The sequence below is a fragment of the Haladaptatus cibarius D43 genome, from assembly GCF_000710615.1.
Taxonomy (GTDB): Archaea; Halobacteriota; Halobacteria; order Halobacteriales; family Haladaptataceae; genus Haladaptatus; species Haladaptatus cibarius.
Window position 1 is genome coordinate 464577 of record NZ_JDTH01000001.1, and the last position, 16157, is coordinate 480733.

Consider the following 16157-nt stretch of genomic DNA (forward strand, 5'->3'; position numbering starts at 1 on the left):
CGCGGTTCATCGTTCACTCCGATTCGTGTCGCAACCAGAGAAAATCGCTTTACTCCGTCACAGTCGTGTCCTCGTACATGGGGGAGCACGTTCTCGTTCCGATAGATGGCTCACCGGCATCGAAGGCGGCGCTTGACTACGCATTGACCATGCCCGAGGTCAAAATCACGGTTCTCACTGTCGTCAATCCGTTCGACATCGACCCGCTGTCGCCGGGGTACAAATCGCCGCTGGGGAAGGCCGGAATGCCTGCGTATTCGCAGGAATGGTATCAAAAAGAGTGGGACAGCGCGAAGGAACTGCACGAAGAACTGCGCGAGAAAGCGGACGACGTGCCGTTCGAAAGCGTCGTCACGTTGGGGCAACCCGCGCGACAGATAGTCAAACACGCCACCGAACAAGGCGTAGACCACATCGTGATGGGAACGCACGGAAAAGAAGACCTCTCGAACGTCTTCCTCGGTTCTGTCGCCGAGAAAGTGGCCCATCGCGCGCCGATAACGGTGACGATAGTGAAATAGCTTAAAACTCGCCGAGACTCGACTGTCCGCCGCTCGACCCCGCCATGGTGGCGGCTTTTTCGATTGCGCTTTCGAACGTCGATTCCTGACTGCGGTCGTACAACGTCGCCGCAGGATGGACACAAATCAGCACGTCTCGGAGTTCTCCCCCGAGCTCGGCGTTGACGATGCTTCCTGCTTCGCTCGTCACCGCCACGTTTCTATCGAGGAGGTGCTGACTCGGAACCTTGCCGAGCGTGACGATAACGTCGGGATTCACCAGTTCGATTTCGCGCTCCAGATACGCTCGGCAGTTACCCAGTTCCTCTTTCGTCGGGTCGCGGTTTTCGGGCGGCCGACAGCGCACGCAGTTCGTGATTCGAACGTCTGCGCGCGAAAGCCCCGCGTCGCGGAGTCTGTCGTCCAGCACGGAACCGCTCCGTCCGACGAACGGTTCGCCCTGTTCGTCCTCGTTCGCGCCCGGGCCTTCCCCGACAAACAGGAGGTCTGCGTCCTCCGGCCCGGTTCCGTTGACGATTTGGCTTCGACAGTCTACGAGCGCGGGACACTGCTCGCAGTCGGTGACTTCCAGTCCCTCCATCGTACCCATGTGCGGAAAAACGAGCGGGGCGTATTAAGTCCCCGCGGCATGCAATTTTGCTGTTTTACCTTCAGTATCGTTCCATCCTTTGCCACTCGTCCCCCGCGCGGGCCGCCAGTCGCGCGACCCGGAGCGGTTCCGGGCGACCCCCTTCCGGCGTGAACGCCCGAACCACGTCGCGGGCTTCGTCCTCGTCGATTCCGACGCTTCGGACGAAGACGGTCTGGTCGTTGACTGTGAGTTCGTGCCGGGGCGGCTGTCTGCGGTAGATTTCTCGCCGCCGTTCGAGTGCCTCGCCGGAGAATTCGGTTTCGAGAGCGGCGCTCAATCCGTCGCTTTTCTCGAAGGTGACCGAAACAATCGGTCGGTCGAGGGCGTCGGCGATGTGATGCATATCCACGATATTGTACCACGAGAGCGCGATTCCGGCCACGAAAACGTAGCGCACGTCCTCGCGGTCGAGACGTTTTCCGAGGTCGACAATCGCGTCGCTCACGTCCGTTCCGCCGACCGTACAGGTTCCAAAAACGAAGCCGTCTGCGACTCTGTTCGCGCGGGTTACCACGCCTGCGAGCGTGCTGGTCGTCTCGCCGTCTCCACCGCCTTCATCGCTCGCGTTTGCGTGGTACGACTCCGCGACGCCAAGCGCTCTGACGCCGGGTTTCACGCTACTCGTCGCCGTCTTTGATGTCCGAGAGACGATTCAGTAGTTCGTCGTTCGATGCGCCGATTTCGAAGCTGACGCTCCCCTCGTGGTCGTGTTCGGACGTGTTGACGCCGCTGTCGTCGTCCAAATCGGCACTGTACTCTCGGTTTTCTTGTTCGGATTCGTCGTAGCTCCCAAAGCCCATGCATTCATAATTATGTTCTTCTCTCACTAAAGTGGCTCGCCGCCCGTCAGAATTTTGGTAGATGGCGGGAAACACCTCAATATGCAAGTCGTAACCGTCACCGCCGACGCCGAGACGTTCACCTGCAACGCCTATCTCGTCCTCGGTGACCGCCCCGTCCTCGTCGATGCTGGCGCGATGGACGGCGTGGTAGACGTGGTTCGTGAACACACGGATTCGCTCGATGCAGTCGTTCTGACCCATCAACACGGTGACCACGTCGAACAACTCGATTCTGTGCTGGATTCGTTCGATACCGAACTCGCCGCCTACGACGACCACCCACGCAGGGACTCCGCCATCGCAGACGGCGACACAGTCACAATCGGCGACGAGGAGTTCGAGGCCATCCACACGCCCGGCCACGCGGACGACCATCTCGCCTTCGTCAGCGATTCGACCATCTTCAGCGGCGACGTCGTCGTTCACGACGACGGAGCCTTCGACGACGGCAGTTTCGGACGCACCGACATGCCCGGACAATCCCGCGAGGAACTCATCGAGAGCCTCCGCGAAATCCTCGACAGAATGCCCGATTCGGTCGAACACATGTACGCTGGACACGGCGGCGAGTTCCACGGCGACGTGCGCGACGTCATCGAAACCGCGCTGGAGCGGGCCGAGAAGCGAGAACCGAAATATCCCGAATAGCGCCGACGAACTTTCTGATGGTTGGTTGGGTTTGGTGTTCACCTATCTGTTACCACCGTTACCCTCGTTCGAACCGCTGTGATTGCTAATGCTAGGCGCAAGCCACACCTGACTCACTCGTTCCTCTCAGCTGCGCTTCGCGCCGCATTCGATACGCTCGTTCCCGGCCCGACTGCGGGGCGGGCAGACCGCTGGCCTGCCCGCCCAATCCAAAGTCAACTTGCCGTTTTCTGTGGAAACTCGTTCTGCCGTTTTCTGTGGAAACCCACGCAACCACTCGGCGGGCGAGTGCGCCGCACTCGCCCGCCTGCGGATTTGGCCGGGGAGCGAGCGAGTCGAGATTTGCAAACGACACCTCACGAACGTTTTTCTAGTCAGTCACCATGAGTCTCGAATATGCCCGGCCCAGTTTTTCTCTCCGGCGACCGAATCGACCTCAGAACGATTGAGGAAGAAGACCTCGACTTTCTCCAAGCGACCGTCAACGACCGTGCGGTTCGCCAGTATCTCGGCCATCGCCTGCCAGTCAACGTCCACCAAGAACAGGAGTGGTTCGAAGAGCGCGCCTCCGACGACGACCACACCCACCTCCTCATCTGCCGGGACGAAGAACCGATGGGAACCGTCGGACTCCACCCGAAGGATTCGACCGGCGTCAACGGCGAAATCGGTATCCTTCTCGCCGAAGAGTTCTGGGGCGAGGGCTACGGCACCGAAGCCAGTCGGCTCATTACCGACTACGGTTTCCGCGAACGCCGCCACCACCGCATCATGGCCCGCGTTTTCTCGGGGAACGTTGGGTCGGCGCGAATTTGGGAGAAACTCGGCTTCCGTCACGAAGGCACATACGTCGAAGCGGAGTTTTTGGACGGCGACTACGTCGATGTCGAGTTCTACGCGATTCTGAAAAAGGAATGGTTCGACCGAGAGGCAGAGACGTAGCCATCGCTTCTCAGCTGCTGTCCGCTAAAAAACTGCAATCGGCCTACGCGCTTCGCGACTCTTTGCTTTTCGGGCGGAGGTTGCTGTAGCCGCATTTTCGGCACTGCTGTGCTCGCTTTGGATTGCGGGCGTTACAGCGCATGCAGATCATCTTTTCGAGCGTTCGTTTTTCCGCGGCGTCGAAACTGGCCATACGGAGCGTTTTCTTCCCCGCGCGTTTAAACGTTTTTGAGTTGCCGTGAGGGTGGATGGTTTTCCGCCCGTCACTCGTCGGAACCGTCCGACTCGCCCGCGTCCAGATACTCCTGTTGTACTGTCACTACCTCGCTCGAATCCACACAGTCGGCGTACCGACGAAGTGGCTCTTCGTTCAACTCCAGAAACGTCTCGCCCCAGTTGAATTTCGAGAGGATTTCCTCGGCGTGCGCTCGCTCTCCGAGGATACACAATCCTGCGGCGAACGCTTCTACGGTGTTCAACTGGAACGGTTTCCCGTAGTTGACGGGGTTCGCCGCGACGAGAAACGGGAGTGCGCGGTGCACGCCGGGCATCTCGAATAGGGCCTTTCCGGCGCTCTCCCACGAACAGTCGAGTGCGACGAGATTGTGGCTTTCCTCTCTATCCGCTGGCGAAAGCGCCTGCTCCGCGTGCGGATTGAGCACGATTCCGTAGGGTGTCGCCCGGTTCGAACGGTGCAGTTCCGTGAGGTCGAATCGCGCGAGCTTCCGGGCCGTGCATTTTTTCGGGTCGTCGTCACCCTCGTACCGGACGTGGAGTTTCACTGTCGGACGGTTGGCGCGGGTTGCTCAAAAGAAGCGCGATAGAAACATTGGGTGACGTAGAAGATGACCGTCCCGACAGATTGCCGGGACGGTATGGAAACAGACGTTCCCTCGAGTACTGATCGGCCGGGAGTTCCCGGCAGGCGTCGATTTCGATGATGACTGTATAGGCGTTTATATGATAGCTACTGCCCGCGATTGATGGCTCAATACCGCTCTATAGTTCCTTTGTTTCGCTCCGATTCGCTCCGGTGCCGGGACGCTAAAGAGGCCCGTCCGCGTTCTCCCGCGTATGAACTCCGAGGTGGTCGTTCGCGGCTATTACGACGCCATCGACGCACACGATTACGAGACGTTCGAGGGACTGCTCACGCCGGACGTGGTTCACGAGCGCCCGGACAGAACCATCGAGGGCCGGGCAACGCTCGTGACGTTCATGCGCGACGACCGCCCGAACAAGCAGACGACGCACGAGATTGCCGAGATTTCTGCAAACGGCGCGAAAGCGATGGTCGAAGGTCGTCTGCTCGATTCCGACGGCGAGCAACTGTTCGCGTTCGAAGACGAATTTTCGATTGCGGACGGTCGAATTGCGAAAATCCGAACTCGAACTCGGTGAGGGACGGTTCTTTCGCTGAGAGAAAACGGCAACCGAACTGCAAAAATCCAAGTTCGACGGCCGCTGTTTACATATCAACCCGTTCTTTTTCGCTATTTGCTACCTTGTTCCATACAAGATGGCGTCTTCACGAACACAGACACGTGGCGCGCGGAACAGAGTCATGGGCACGATAGCCGTGCTGGCCGTCGCGTTGCTGGTCGCCGCGGCAACCGGATTGTATCGCGCCTTTTCCTACCTCGCGGCGCTGTTCATCGTCGCAAACTTCGGCGTTGCTTCCATCGAGCGGAACGACGGCGAACTCAATCTCGCACCGTACTCGCCCCTCCTGCTCGGGTTGGGGGCAGTTTTCACAATCGGATTTACGGTTATCTGGTTGCAGTGGAATCCGAGCGTCACCGAGTACACGTACGTTCTCGGCCTTCCGATTCCAACGCTGGCGTACTTCGGATTTCTCTGGCTGTTGCCGATTCTCGGCGCGTTTTACTACGCCTTTGCCTTCCCGAAAATCGGAAGCGACGACGTGGTTGATGACATTATGACCGACGTGCGGCAGGTACAACGACGAAACCGGTTTCCGCTTTCCGCGGCCCAAGCCGAGGCTGACGGTGCAAGAACGTCCGGCGGAGCAGGAACGTCGGACACTGCCGGACGTTCGGAGAGTACTGACGACGCAAGCAGTTCCGGAGAGTCCGTGACGACCGGCGACGAGTCGCCGCAAGCAACCGGAGGTGACCAGCGATGAGTTCGATACCGTTGGTTCCGCTGCAAGAAATTCCGGTTACGGACAGCCCCTACGTCCTGCTTTTCGGCGGACTCTATCTGCTGATGGTGCTCGGTATCGGTGTCTGGGGCTATCTCCAAACCGAAAGCACCGAAGACTTCCTCATCACGGGAAAGAGCATCGGAACGTGGGTGCTTGCCTTGACGGCGTTTTCGGTGATTCAGTCCGGATTCGGCTTCGTCGGCGGCCCAGAACTCGTCTACGAATTCGGGACGACTGCGCTGTGGATTTTCTTCACGGCCCCGCTCGGATTCGTCGTGACGTGGGTTCTGCTGGCGAAACGGATGCGCCTGCTGGCCGACATCCGGGACGTGATGACGCTCGCGGACGGAATGTACGTCAGATACGAGAGCGCGTGGGTTCGCGGCCTGACCGCAGTCGCGGTCATCATCGGCGTGATGGCGTATCTGGCGACGAACCTTGCGGCGCTTCAGTACGTCATGCGGGCGATTTTCGGTCTGCCGGTGCTGTGGGGGCTGCTCATTGGCGCGCTCATTTTGCTCCTCTACAGCGTCCTCGGCGGCATGATTGCTGGCGTCTGGACAGACTTCGTGCAGGCAATCACGATGATTGTTGGCGCAGCTTTCGTCTTCTCCTACGCGCTTTCGTTCGGTGGCGGCATGCAGTCGATTTCGCAAAACCTCGCCTCTGCCGACCCGGCGTTCATCTCGCCGTTCGGCGCGATGGGTGCGGCGGGCGCGACCATCTTCACGGCGCTCGGCTGGTGGATTCTCTTCTCGGTCGGCGCAGCAGGACAGCCACACCTCATTACGAAGTTCTACATGAGTCGTAACCTCAAAATTCTCCGTTGGGGTGCGCCAATCGCCGCGGTGACCTACGCGATTTCCAGTCTGCTCGCGTTCTCCACCGGCCTGTCGATGCGCGCGATGGTCGAAGCGGGACAGACCGCCGCGCCGAAAAGTGCGTCCGTCGTCGGCCCGATCTTCGTCCTCGAACACACACCGGGTATCGTGGCCGGACTCATTCTCGCGGCACTGCTCGCGGCCATCATGAGCACCAGCGACTCGTTCCTGAACATCGGCGCGGCGGCGGTTTCCCGCGACATTCCGCGGGCGCTCGGGCGACCAATCAACGACGACAAAACGGAACTTCGAGTCACACAGGCCGCACTCGCCGGTCTCACGGTTGCATCGACGCTCATCGTCTATTTCTCGGAGGCGCTGGTCGGCATCCTGGGAACCATCGGCTGGGGATTCTTCGCGGCAGCGTTCTTCGCCATCGCGGGCCTCGGGTTGAACTGGAAGGGGGCGACGAAAGAAGGTGCAATCGCCGCCCTCGTCGGCGGGTTGGCGGTCAACCTGTTCTACAGCGCGATGCCGTCGATTGCCGACACGGTTGGACTGTCCGGAGTCGGTACCGCAATCATGAATCTGTACCCCTTCCCCGGTTCGTTCCCGGTCGGAACGGTCGCGCTCTTGGTGACGATTACCCTGTTCATCGGTGTCTCGATAGCGACGCAGGAACGGACGACGGTTCCGGAAGACATCGCCATTTTGCTCGAACGATAGCATGAATGATGTGGACACAGTGAGCAAAAGCATGAACGAAAACCCCGGTGAAACCCTGCTCGCGCATCTCACGGGCTGGTTCCGCCAGCGCCCTACGTCGATGGAGTACTGGGAACTGCTCGTCACCGACGAGCGACTCGTCTGGTGTTTCGTCGGCGAGTCGTTCAAATCCATGCTCTTGCGGGCGGACACGGGCGAACGCGGTCGACAGGAAATCGAGAACATCACTCCGAAACGAGCACTCACGCTCAGCGAGCGGAACTTCGCCGTTCCGCTCGCCGCAGTCGAGTCGATTCGGCTTCGAGACGGCTCTCTGTTTCGTCGTGCGACGTTGACCGTGGAGTGGGACGAAAACGGCGGTGCCGAATCCGACTCGTTCGAGCTTTACGCGACGAAATCGGCGGACTCACAGGTAGACGATGTAGAAACACTGCAAAACGAATCGGCACTCTCCCACGTTAGTGTCGAGGCCGAGACACAGAGCGGGCTGTTCTGATTTCGGTTTTCGAATCCTCTTTCCGGGTTGCTACTTTCGAGCCAGTATGGTTTCATCCTCTACATCGGGAAACGACGAGACGATTCGTTCGAGCACCTTCTCTTCGGCGCGTCGGAGATTTTTCGAGGCCGCGGTTTTCGACACGTCGAACTCTTCGGCCAGCGTGCCGAGCGTTGCGTTCCGTGGCGTCTGGAAATAGCCGCCATCGACGGCTTTTTTCAGAGTTTGGCGTTCCCTCTCGGAGAGGTCACGACACCCGTCGAGGACGTTTTTCGCCGCGCCGAGATGTTGGATGACGTCGAGATAATCCTCGAACGACGTTGCGTTGCGGCTTTCGACGCGAAAATCGTTGTCGTCTTCCAAATCCGAGAGGGCGTTGTCGGTGTTGTCGGCGGTGTCGAAACCGACACTCCAGAGTTCGCTCCCGTCGCTGATTTGAAACGGGCCGGTGATGTAGCCGTCGTGTTCTCGGATGGTTCGCATGGCGTTCGTCTGCCCGATGAAGGACTTGATGACCGCCGTGTTTCCCCGGCGCGAAAGAAGTTCGAACCCCAACATTCCGTCGTGACTTTTGAGCGCGCTGAGGCCATTCGTCAGCGCGCCGCGGTCGTCTCCGGTAACGAGGACTCTGGTTTCCAACTTCTGTTTGGCCGTGTTGAAATCCCAGTGCATCGTGTGAAACGAGACATCGACCTCGTCAGTCACGTCGATGTATGGACAGTCGTACTGTACCATGTCCATTGTTACCGAAATCATAATCCATGTCATCGTTCATGCCAAATATAGATGGCGAAAATCGCCACCCGGATTAAATTTACATATCAACCCGCTACTTTTCCCTCGCTCGCCGTCTCAGCTATCCCACGAATGACTGGTTCACAGCGCGAGGCTGACGACCGGATTTCCCCGCCGGAGACGACGATGGGCGACATTCTCACCGTCGATGACGACCACTTTACCACCGAGAACGTCTGTATCGTGACGGGCGCAGGGTCGGGAATCGGGCGTTCGACCGCCGTCGCACTGGCGGCGAACGGCCTGACCGTCGTCGGAACCGACGTAGATGAATCCGGATTGGACGAAACCGCGGACAAAATCGTGGAACTCGAACTTGCTGGCGAGTTTGAGTCGGTCACCGCCGACCTGACCGAGGACGACGACCTCGACAGAATCGTCGAATCCGCCGCAGAGTACGGAACGATTCGCTACCTCGCCAACATCGCCGGGATGCAACACATCGACTCTATCGAGGAGTTCCCGATGGAAACCTACGACGCGATTCACGGCATCATGCTCAGAGCGCCCCTCTACCTCTCGAAACGCTGTCTCCCCCACATTCGCGCGACCGACGACGGCGTGGGCTGTGTCGGCAACATGTGTTCGGTTCACGGGCATTACGTCACCGCCGACAAGGTCGCCTACAACGTCTCGAAGTTTGGGTTGCGCGGACTCACACAGTCGATTGCCGCGGAAGGAAACGGCTCGATTCGCTCGTTTTCGGTCAGCACGGGCTACGTGAAAACGCCGCTCGTTACGAACCAAATTCCCGATACGGCAAACCAACGCGGAATCTCAGTCGATGAAGTCGTGGAAGATGTGATGCTCGGCCAAGCGCGAAGCACGGAGATGATGGAACCCGTCGATGTGGCCAACCTGTTCGTGTTCGGTTTTTCGGAACACGCGAAACATCTGAACGGCGGCGACTTGCTATTCGACGGCGGGATGACGCTGACGTACGAGTAGGCCGACTCTGCGTCCGCCGACCCGGTTGCTCTTTCCGGTGTTCGTCGTCTAATACTCGAAATTGCAGACAGGGATGTCCGCAACAGCCTGTTCGAGGTCGTACCCGTCCTTTCTGACGGTCAGTTTCGGACTGCCATACGACCAGTTTACCTTCCAGCCGAATGTTTCCGTCTTTTTTCCGAATTCCAGTTCGACGTCGTAGTTGCCGATTTTGTTCGTCGCATGAACCGACTCCCAATCACCGGGTGCGAGGTGTGCCGGTTCCACGATTTGTTCACCTTTTTCGTTGCGAAGCCGAACGACGACCTCCGTTTCGGTTTCGTTTTTCACCGAAAGGGCACGACCTTCCCGTAGTTTCGGTTCGGGGTCTTCTGGTAGCCTGAGTACCCGCTCCTTACCTACCTGCTCGATGCTTGGAGTGTAGTACGCCCGGTCTTTCAGCACGTAGCTGTCCTCTATGCTCATCGTCTCCTAAAGCAAGACTTCCTCGGCGGCGTACTTTCCGTCAGCGAGCGCGGTGTCAATTTCCTCTTTCACCGGCTCTGGAAACGTGTTGTAGTAGATTATCTGAAGGTCACACCTTCGATAGATTCGATTCGCTGGCGTCGTGATTGCCGTCGATGTGGCTGGTGTGGAATCGGTCGTCTCCGGGCTATTCGTCCCGTGGTCGCTCGTTCCCGGTTTCGTTCCGGCGTTTCCACCGACACAGCCAGCAACGGAGAGGGTCGCACTCTGGGCGAGAAATGTTCGGCGGCGCATACCTATCGGTACTCCAACTTTTTTTGAATACTTTCTGAAATGTGAAAGGACTCTTTTACTCTTTGTCGCCCGATCCGAGGGCGCTCTCGCCGACCGGTTCGTGGCCCTCGATGACTTCCTGTCCGCCCATGTACGGGCGCAGGACTTCTGGAATCGTCACGGTGCCGTCGTTGTTCTGGTAGTATTCGAGGATAGCGACCATGACGCGAGGGAGCGCGAGTCCCGAGGCGTTCAGCGTGTGCAGATACTTTGTCGATTCGTGGCGTTCTGGGCGGTAGCGAAGTCCCGCACGCCGGGCTTGGAAATCTTCGAAGTTCGAGGCGGTCGAGACTTCGAGCCATCGACCGCCCTCCTCCGGCCCGTCGTCCATGTCGTCGCCGGGTGCCCACACTTCGAGGTCGATCTGTTTCGAGGCCTTGAATCCGAGGTCACCCGTACAGAGTTCGAGCACGCGGTAGGGCAGTTCCAGCCGTCGCAAGACCTCTTCCGCTTCATCGAGCAGGGTTTCGAGGCGGTCGTAGCTGTTTTCCGGTTCGACAAAATTCACCATCTCAACTTTGTTGAACTGGTGAACACGAACGATACCGCGGGTTTCGGTGCCGTGTTCTCCTGCTTCCCTGCGGAAGTTCGGTGTGTAGGCCTGATGTTTCAGCGGCAGATCTTCACGCAAGAGAATATCCCCAGCGTACATGTTCGTCACCGGCACTTCGGCAGTCGGGCAGAGCCAGAGGTCTTCGCCTTCCAGTTTGTATGCGTCGTCGGCGAATTTCGGCAGTTGACCCGTTCCAGTCATCGAGTCGCTGTTGATGGGAATCGGAGGGAAAATGTCCACGTACTCCTGTTCGCGGTGGACATCGAGCATGAACTGCATTATCGCGTGTTCGAGTCGCGCGCCGTCGCCTTTGAGGAAGTAAAAGCCACTTCCCGTGGTCTTTGCCGCGCGCTCCTCGTCGATGATTTCGAGGTCTTCCCCGAGGTCGTAGTGCGGAGTGACTTCCGCGGGTAAGTCGCGCAGGTTGTCGAAGCCTTCTCTCCGGATTTCCTCGTTGTCCTCCTCGTCCTCGCCGACCGGAACGCTCTCGTCCGGTACGTTCGGAATTTCTAAGATTCGCTCTTCGAGTTCCGAATCGAGTTCCTCGGCGCGTTCTTCGACTTCCTCCAGTTCGGCTTTGAGCGCACCCGAGCGTTCGATTGCTTCTTGGGCTTCCTCCTCTTTGCCTTCCTGTTTCAGGTCGCCGATGCTCCGACTGACCTCGTTTCGTTCGTGGCGCAGGTCGTCGCCCTGCGCTTTCAGTTCTCGCCACTCTTCGTCCATGTCGAGGAACTCGTCCACGTCCACGTCGGCACCTCGGTTTTCGAGGGCCGCCCGGACTTCGTCGGGATGTTCCCTGATATACTTCCTGTCGAGCATTCCTGTATCGGATTTCAGTCCGCCTGCAAAAAACCGTATCGCTCTCACGACTACGGGATGGGAGATGATATCGTAGAGATTTTTACTGAGTCAACGAATCGGTTGTCGGATAGTGGGTCGTTCAAACGAGTACAGTTTTGCTGTTAGCAAATCACGACTCCAATGAAAACCGCCTCCACCCCGCACCCGCTCACACCCTCCCCAACCGATTCGTTCACTCGCTGTCGCTCGTTTACTCATCCCTCGCGCGAACTCGGATAGGCCTTCGGGCGAAATGCCCTCAGGCCTACCGACGCACGCGCCACCGTGGTTTGTGTTGATTCTCGAAACTCGGATTTTCACATGGCGCGCGAAGACGAACCTCCGCCGGAGGTTCGTCCGCGCGAGGGACGACTGAGTGAAGCGAGGGAGGAGGCTGGGGAAGACGAGGTGCGGTTGCGGTATTTGTTGTCGTGATTTGCTATCTGCCTGCCTAAGTAGTTCACTCACTCGCCTTTCGGAGTATTCATACACATTGGACACAATTGTGTATACATGAGCCAGCACCACATTACAACCCGAGTTCCCGACGACCTCTACGAGGCTATCGAGATGATTCAGGAGACGGAGCGAACCGACCGCTCAACCGCGGTAAAGCGGCTTCTGGAACGCGGTGTCGAAGAATGGCGTCTCGACACTGCTATCCGGCAATACCGTGACGGCGAACTATCGCTCGGCAAGGCTGCCGAAGTTGCAGGTATCTCTTACTGGCGGTTTCTTGACGTTCTCGAATCTCGGGGAATCGAAATGAATTACGACGAATCCGACCTCGAATCGGATTTCGCGGCGGTGCGCGACGAATGAGTTCGGTCGTCATCACCGACACGACGGTACTCATCTATCTCGGAAAACTCGGCGAACTCGACCGTCTTGACGCGCTGTTCGACCACGCTCTCGTGCCGAATGCCGTGTACGAAGAAGTCGTTACTCGTGGACGCGAAGAACGATACATGGATGCGCTTTCGGTCGAACAGGCGGCAGAATCGTTTCTCACAGTTCGGTCGCTCGAAGGTGACACGGCGAAACGAGCGGAACGAATCGAAAACTCCGCAGAGCTGGGTCGCGGTGAATCAGCAGCGATTGCGCTCGCACTCGCCGAAAACGCGCGCTGTCTTACCGACGACCACGCAGCGCGAAAAACCGCCGAATCGCTCGGAACGGACGTGGGCGGAACGATTTACGTCCTTCTCGAATCGCTCGATTCCGGCACAATCGGTTTTGAGGAGTACGTCTCGTTACTCAATGACCTCACCGACAACGGATTCCGGATGAGTGCGAGCCTCTATCGGCGGGCAGTCCAGATGGGACGAGAACTTCGACACTGACGCGAATCGTTTTTCCCGTCGGCCCGCACGTATTCTGTATGGCAATTGGCGACCTCCGGGAAGTCACGACGGGCGACTGTTCCGACTGCTACTACCTCGATACTGGGATGTACGACACGGAAGGCTACGGCGCAGTGTACATTCTCGATACCGACAAACCGGCAATCATCGACTCGGGAATCGGGACGAACCACGAACGAATCCTCTCTGCACTGGACGAACTCGACATCGCGCGGGAAGACTTGCAATCTATCGTCCTCACACACGTGCATCTCGACCACGCTGGCGGGGCGGGATTCATCGCGAACGAGTGCCCCAACGCGGATGTATTTATTCACGAAATCGGTGCGCGCCACCTCGTGAATCCGGAGTATCTCGTCAAAGGAACCAAAAGCGCGGTGGGCGACCAGTGGGAGTTCTACGCCGAACCGAAACCGGTGCCGCAAGACCGCATCGTCGAACTGACCGACGGCGACGTAATCGGCTGCGGACACGAGTTGGAAGCAACTCACGCGCCGGGGCACGCACCACACCAACTCATCTTCCACGACCGAGAAAACGACGCGGTGTTCACGGGCGATGCGGCGGGCATCTGGGTGCCGAAAATCGAGCGCATCCGCGAAACCTCGCCGCCGTCGGATTTCGACCTCGATACGTGTCTAGACGACGTGGAAACCATCCGCGAAATCGCCCCGACGACGCTTCTTTACCCGCACTTTGGCCCGCGTCCGTACTCCGACGAGGTGATGGACGAGTACGGCGAAGTCCTCTCGCAGTGGGTCGCGGCGGTCGAATCCCGACGCGCCGCCGAAGACGACGACGAGGCGGTTATCGACCATTTCGTGACAGAACAGGAGATGAACGACGTGTGGGGGAAACGAAAGGCCGAGGCCGAAACCGTGTTGAACACCCGCGGAGTTCTCCATTATCTCGACCAGAAGGACGACGACTGATTCACCCGAATCGACGAAAACGACAATAAACTCTTGTATCGTTTTACACTACCTTAATGTCACATGGGTTTGAACAGGGCGGTATGGAGTGGCGTGACGCAGAGCAGGAGTACACAGACCCGGCCATCGGACGGACGACGTTGGCCCGGATGTTCGAAGACAGTGCCGAGCGACACGCGAATCGCCCCGCACAGCAGTACAAAGGTGGCGTGTACAGTCGCTCGCTCACCGAAACCGTGCTTCCGGCGGCACCGGACGGCGAGTTTCGCGCGCTTTCGTACGCCAAAATGCGTGACATCGTCCACAATCTTTCTGCCGGATTCCGCGACCTCGGCGTCTCCGCGGACGACCGAATCGGTATCTTTGCCGATACGCGAATGGAGTGGGCACAATCCGATTTCGCCCTGCTCTCTGCGGGTGCGGTCGTTACCACTGTCTACCGGAGTTCGTCGGTTTCACAGGTCGAATACCTGCTCAGCGACCCGGAAGCGACCGGCGTCGTCGTGGAAAACGAGGATTTACTGGAGCGCGTTCTCGCGGTCGAAGACGAACTCGACCTCGAATTTATCGTCGTGATGGACACCCTCTCGCGGGAGTACGACCGAAACGACCTCTACACCCTTGCGGAGGTTCACGACAGGGGAGAAGAACTGTTCGACCCGGAGGAGTACGAATCGTGGCTTGACACCCGTGACCCGGACGACCTCGCCACCCTTATCTACACCAGCGGAACGACGGGGAGGCCGAAAGGCGTTCGACTCACCCACTGGAACTTCCGTTCGAACGTCAACCAGTCGTACCGACGGTTCGGCCCGCGACCGGACAAAACCGTTCCGACCATCGACCAACATTCCAGCACCGTCTCGTTCCTTCCCCTTGCACACGTCTTCGAGCGAATGGCCGGGCATTTCCTGATGTTCGCTGCCGGAGCGACGGTGGCCTACGCTGAGAGTCCGGATACCCTCCGTGACGACTTTCAGGCGGTTCGCCCAACGACCGGAACCAGCGTCCCGCGCGTGTACGAACGAATCTACGACGCGATTCGATCGCAGGCCGAAGAGAGCGACACGAAGCGCAAAATCTTCGAATGGGCGACCGACGTGGGCGTCGCCTTCTACGAAACCGACTCACCGGGCGTCGGCCTCCGCGCGAAGAAAGCCCTCGCGGACAAACTTGTCTTCAACAAAGTCAAGGACGGTCTTGGCGGCAACGTGGAGTTTCTTATCAGCGGTGGCGGAAGCCTCTCTGCCGACCTCTGTGCGCTGTATCACGGGATGGGACTGCCGATTCTCGAAGGCTACGGGCTGACCGAAACGTCGCCTGTTATCTCCGTCAACCCGCCCGAGGAGCCAAAAATCGGAACCATCGGCCCGCCACTGCTCGGCCAAGAGGTGAAAGTCGATACGTCGATGGTCGGCGAGCAGTTCGCCGACGGCGAAGTCGGCGAACTGCTCGTGAAGGGGTCGAACGTCACCGACGGTTACTGGAACATGCCGGAGGCGACCGACGAAGCGTTCACCGACGACGGCTGGTTCAGAACCGGCGACATCGTGGAAATTCGCCCGGACGATTACATCGCCTTCCGCGAACGAGCAAAGGAACTGCTCGTGCTTTCGACGGGCAAAAACGTCGCCCCCGGCCCCATCGAGGATGCTTTCGCGGCCATCGACATCGTCGAACAGTGCATGGTGATGGGCGACGGGAAAAAGTTCGTCAGCGCGCTCATCGTTCCGAACGAGGCGGAAGTCCGTTCCCGAGCGCAGCGAGAAGGTATTTCGCTTCCCGAAGATGCAAGCGAACTCTGTCGGGACGACAGAGTACAGCAGTGGATAGAGTCGGCGGTGGAAGAAGCGAACCAACGGTTCGAGTCCTACGAACAAATTAAGCAGTTCCGCGTCGTTCCGGTCGAATTTACCGAGGACAACGACCTCCTTACGCCGACGATGAAGAAAAAACGCCGGAACATCCTCGATAGATTTGCCGACGAAATCGAGGCAATATACGCCGAATAGCTACATCACGGTTTTATTTCTGCGGCACGGAGTGGGGGATTCGCGTCAACCCGAATCAAGCAGTAGCTCCAGTCGATTTTATGCCGTCGGTTCCAATGAGGGCTTTTATACCCTCTCACTC

21 protein-coding genes are annotated in these 16157 nt (G+C 58.6%); 12 read left to right on the top strand and 9 right to left on the bottom strand.

What is annotated here, in order from left to right:
- Positions 1-77 precede the first annotated feature (77 nt).
- Entirely contained in the window at positions 78-521 is a 444-nt protein-coding gene (locus tag HL45_RS02365) for a universal stress protein (RefSeq protein ID WP_049969496.1), read from the top strand.
- A gap of 1 nt (position 522) precedes the next feature.
- On the opposite strand, the gene HL45_RS02370 is transcribed toward HL45_RS02365, so the two are convergent.
- The 3 genes from HL45_RS02370 to HL45_RS02380 all read right to left on the bottom strand — a co-directional run bounded on the left by HL45_RS02370 (position 523) and on the right by HL45_RS02380 (position 1952).
- Positions 523-1110, bottom strand: a complete 588-nt coding sequence (locus HL45_RS02370; protein ID WP_049969497.1) for a uracil-DNA glycosylase — start codon at positions 1108-1110, stop codon at positions 523-525.
- Between the two features lie 61 nt (positions 1111-1171).
- Positions 1172-1768 carry an endonuclease dU gene (locus HL45_RS02375; protein ID WP_049969498.1) on the bottom strand — a complete coding sequence of 199 codons (597 nt, stop codon included), beginning with the start codon at positions 1766-1768 and terminating at the stop codon, positions 1172-1174.
- Between the two features lies 1 nt (position 1769).
- Positions 1770-1952, bottom strand: coding sequence for a DUF5786 family protein (locus HL45_RS02380; RefSeq protein WP_049969499.1), 183 nt, complete (start codon positions 1950-1952; stop codon positions 1770-1772).
- 81 nt (positions 1953-2033) lie between these two features.
- On the opposite strand from HL45_RS02380, the gene HL45_RS02385 reads away from it, so the two are divergent.
- Both HL45_RS02385 and HL45_RS02390 read left to right on the top strand, forming a co-directional pair.
- On the top strand, positions 2034-2642 hold the full coding sequence (locus HL45_RS02385) for an MBL fold metallo-hydrolase (RefSeq protein ID WP_049969500.1): 609 nt from the start codon (positions 2034-2036) through the stop codon (positions 2640-2642).
- 396 nt (positions 2643-3038) lie between these two features.
- Positions 3039-3584 carry a GNAT family N-acetyltransferase gene (locus HL45_RS02390; protein ID WP_049969501.1) on the top strand — a complete coding sequence of 182 codons (546 nt, stop codon included), beginning with the start codon at positions 3039-3041 and terminating at the stop codon, positions 3582-3584.
- A 43-nt stretch (positions 3585-3627) separates the two neighbouring features.
- Here the strand turns inward: HL45_RS02390 and HL45_RS02395 are convergent, their stop codons facing one another.
- Positions 3628-3777, bottom strand: a complete 150-nt coding sequence (locus tag HL45_RS02395) for a 50S ribosomal protein L40e (protein ID WP_049969502.1) — start codon at positions 3775-3777, stop codon at positions 3628-3630.
- Between the two features lie 70 nt (positions 3778-3847).
- Positions 3848-4366, bottom strand: coding sequence for a DUF367 family protein (locus tag HL45_RS02400; RefSeq protein ID WP_049969503.1), 519 nt, complete (start codon positions 4364-4366; stop codon positions 3848-3850).
- Between the two features lie 292 nt (positions 4367-4658).
- On the opposite strand from HL45_RS02400, the gene HL45_RS02405 reads away from it, so the two are divergent.
- From HL45_RS02405 to HL45_RS02420, 4 genes are all read left to right on the top strand, one after another.
- Positions 4659-4985, top strand: a complete 327-nt coding sequence (locus HL45_RS02405) for a nuclear transport factor 2 family protein (protein WP_049969504.1) — start codon at positions 4659-4661, stop codon at positions 4983-4985.
- A gap of 163 nt (positions 4986-5148) precedes the next feature.
- A complete protein-coding gene (locus HL45_RS02410; protein ID WP_233274667.1) occupies positions 5149-5730 on the top strand; it encodes a hypothetical protein in 582 nt (193 codons plus the stop codon).
- Complete coding sequence (locus tag HL45_RS02415; RefSeq protein WP_049969505.1) at positions 5727-7298, top strand: sodium:solute symporter family transporter; 1572 nt, start codon at positions 5727-5729, stop codon at positions 7296-7298. Before HL45_RS02410 ends, HL45_RS02415 begins: the two co-directional genes overlap by 4 nt.
- 31 nt (positions 7299-7329) lie before the next feature.
- On the top strand, positions 7330-7794 hold the full coding sequence (locus HL45_RS02420) for a hypothetical protein (protein WP_049970066.1): 465 nt from the start codon (positions 7330-7332) through the stop codon (positions 7792-7794).
- A gap of 30 nt (positions 7795-7824) precedes the next feature.
- Here the strand turns inward: HL45_RS02420 and HL45_RS02425 are convergent, their stop codons facing one another.
- Complete coding sequence (locus HL45_RS02425) at positions 7825-8550, bottom strand: helix-turn-helix domain-containing protein (protein WP_049969506.1); 726 nt, start codon at positions 8548-8550, stop codon at positions 7825-7827.
- Between the two features lie 165 nt (positions 8551-8715).
- Here HL45_RS02425 and HL45_RS02430 point away from each other — a divergent pair, with 165 nt between their 5' ends.
- Complete coding sequence (locus HL45_RS02430; protein ID WP_049970067.1) at positions 8716-9537, top strand: SDR family oxidoreductase; 822 nt, start codon at positions 8716-8718, stop codon at positions 9535-9537.
- Positions 9538-9585: 48 nt separating this feature from the next.
- Here the strand turns inward: HL45_RS02430 and HL45_RS02435 are convergent, their stop codons facing one another.
- Genes HL45_RS02435 through serS form a run of 3 tightly spaced genes read right to left on the bottom strand, consistent with a single transcriptional unit; the run spans position 9586 to position 11707 of the window.
- A complete protein-coding gene (locus tag HL45_RS02435) occupies positions 9586-10002 on the bottom strand; it encodes a hypothetical protein (protein ID WP_049969507.1) in 417 nt (138 codons plus the stop codon).
- A 6-nt stretch (positions 10003-10008) separates the two neighbouring features.
- On the bottom strand, positions 10009-10296 hold the full coding sequence (locus tag HL45_RS02440) for a hypothetical protein (RefSeq protein WP_049969508.1): 288 nt from the start codon (positions 10294-10296) through the stop codon (positions 10009-10011).
- 55 nt (positions 10297-10351) lie between these two features.
- The gene (gene serS / locus HL45_RS02445) at positions 10352-11707 is read right to left on the bottom strand and encodes a serine--tRNA ligase (RefSeq protein ID WP_049969509.1); all 1356 of its coding nucleotides are present in this window, start codon (positions 11705-11707) and stop codon (positions 10352-10354) included.
- 534 nt (positions 11708-12241) lie between these two features.
- On the opposite strand from serS, the gene HL45_RS02450 reads away from it, so the two are divergent.
- From HL45_RS02450 to HL45_RS02465, 4 genes are all read left to right on the top strand, one after another.
- Entirely contained in the window at positions 12242-12550 is a 309-nt protein-coding gene (locus HL45_RS02450) for a UPF0175 family protein (RefSeq protein ID WP_049969510.1), read from the top strand.
- Positions 12547-13071 (top strand): DUF3368 domain-containing protein, encoded by a 525-nt coding sequence (locus tag HL45_RS02455; RefSeq protein ID WP_049969511.1) that lies wholly within the window; start codon positions 12547-12549, stop codon positions 13069-13071. Before HL45_RS02450 ends, HL45_RS02455 begins: the two co-directional genes overlap by 4 nt.
- Before the next feature lie 38 nt (positions 13072-13109).
- Positions 13110-14024: an MBL fold metallo-hydrolase gene (locus HL45_RS02460; RefSeq protein WP_049969512.1), complete on the top strand. Its 915-nt coding sequence runs from the start codon at positions 13110-13112 to the stop codon at positions 14022-14024.
- 83 nt (positions 14025-14107) lie between these two features.
- A complete protein-coding gene (locus HL45_RS02465) occupies positions 14108-16036 on the top strand; it encodes an AMP-dependent synthetase/ligase (RefSeq protein WP_049970068.1) in 1929 nt (642 codons plus the stop codon).
- The last annotated feature ends 121 nt before the right edge of the window (positions 16037-16157 follow it).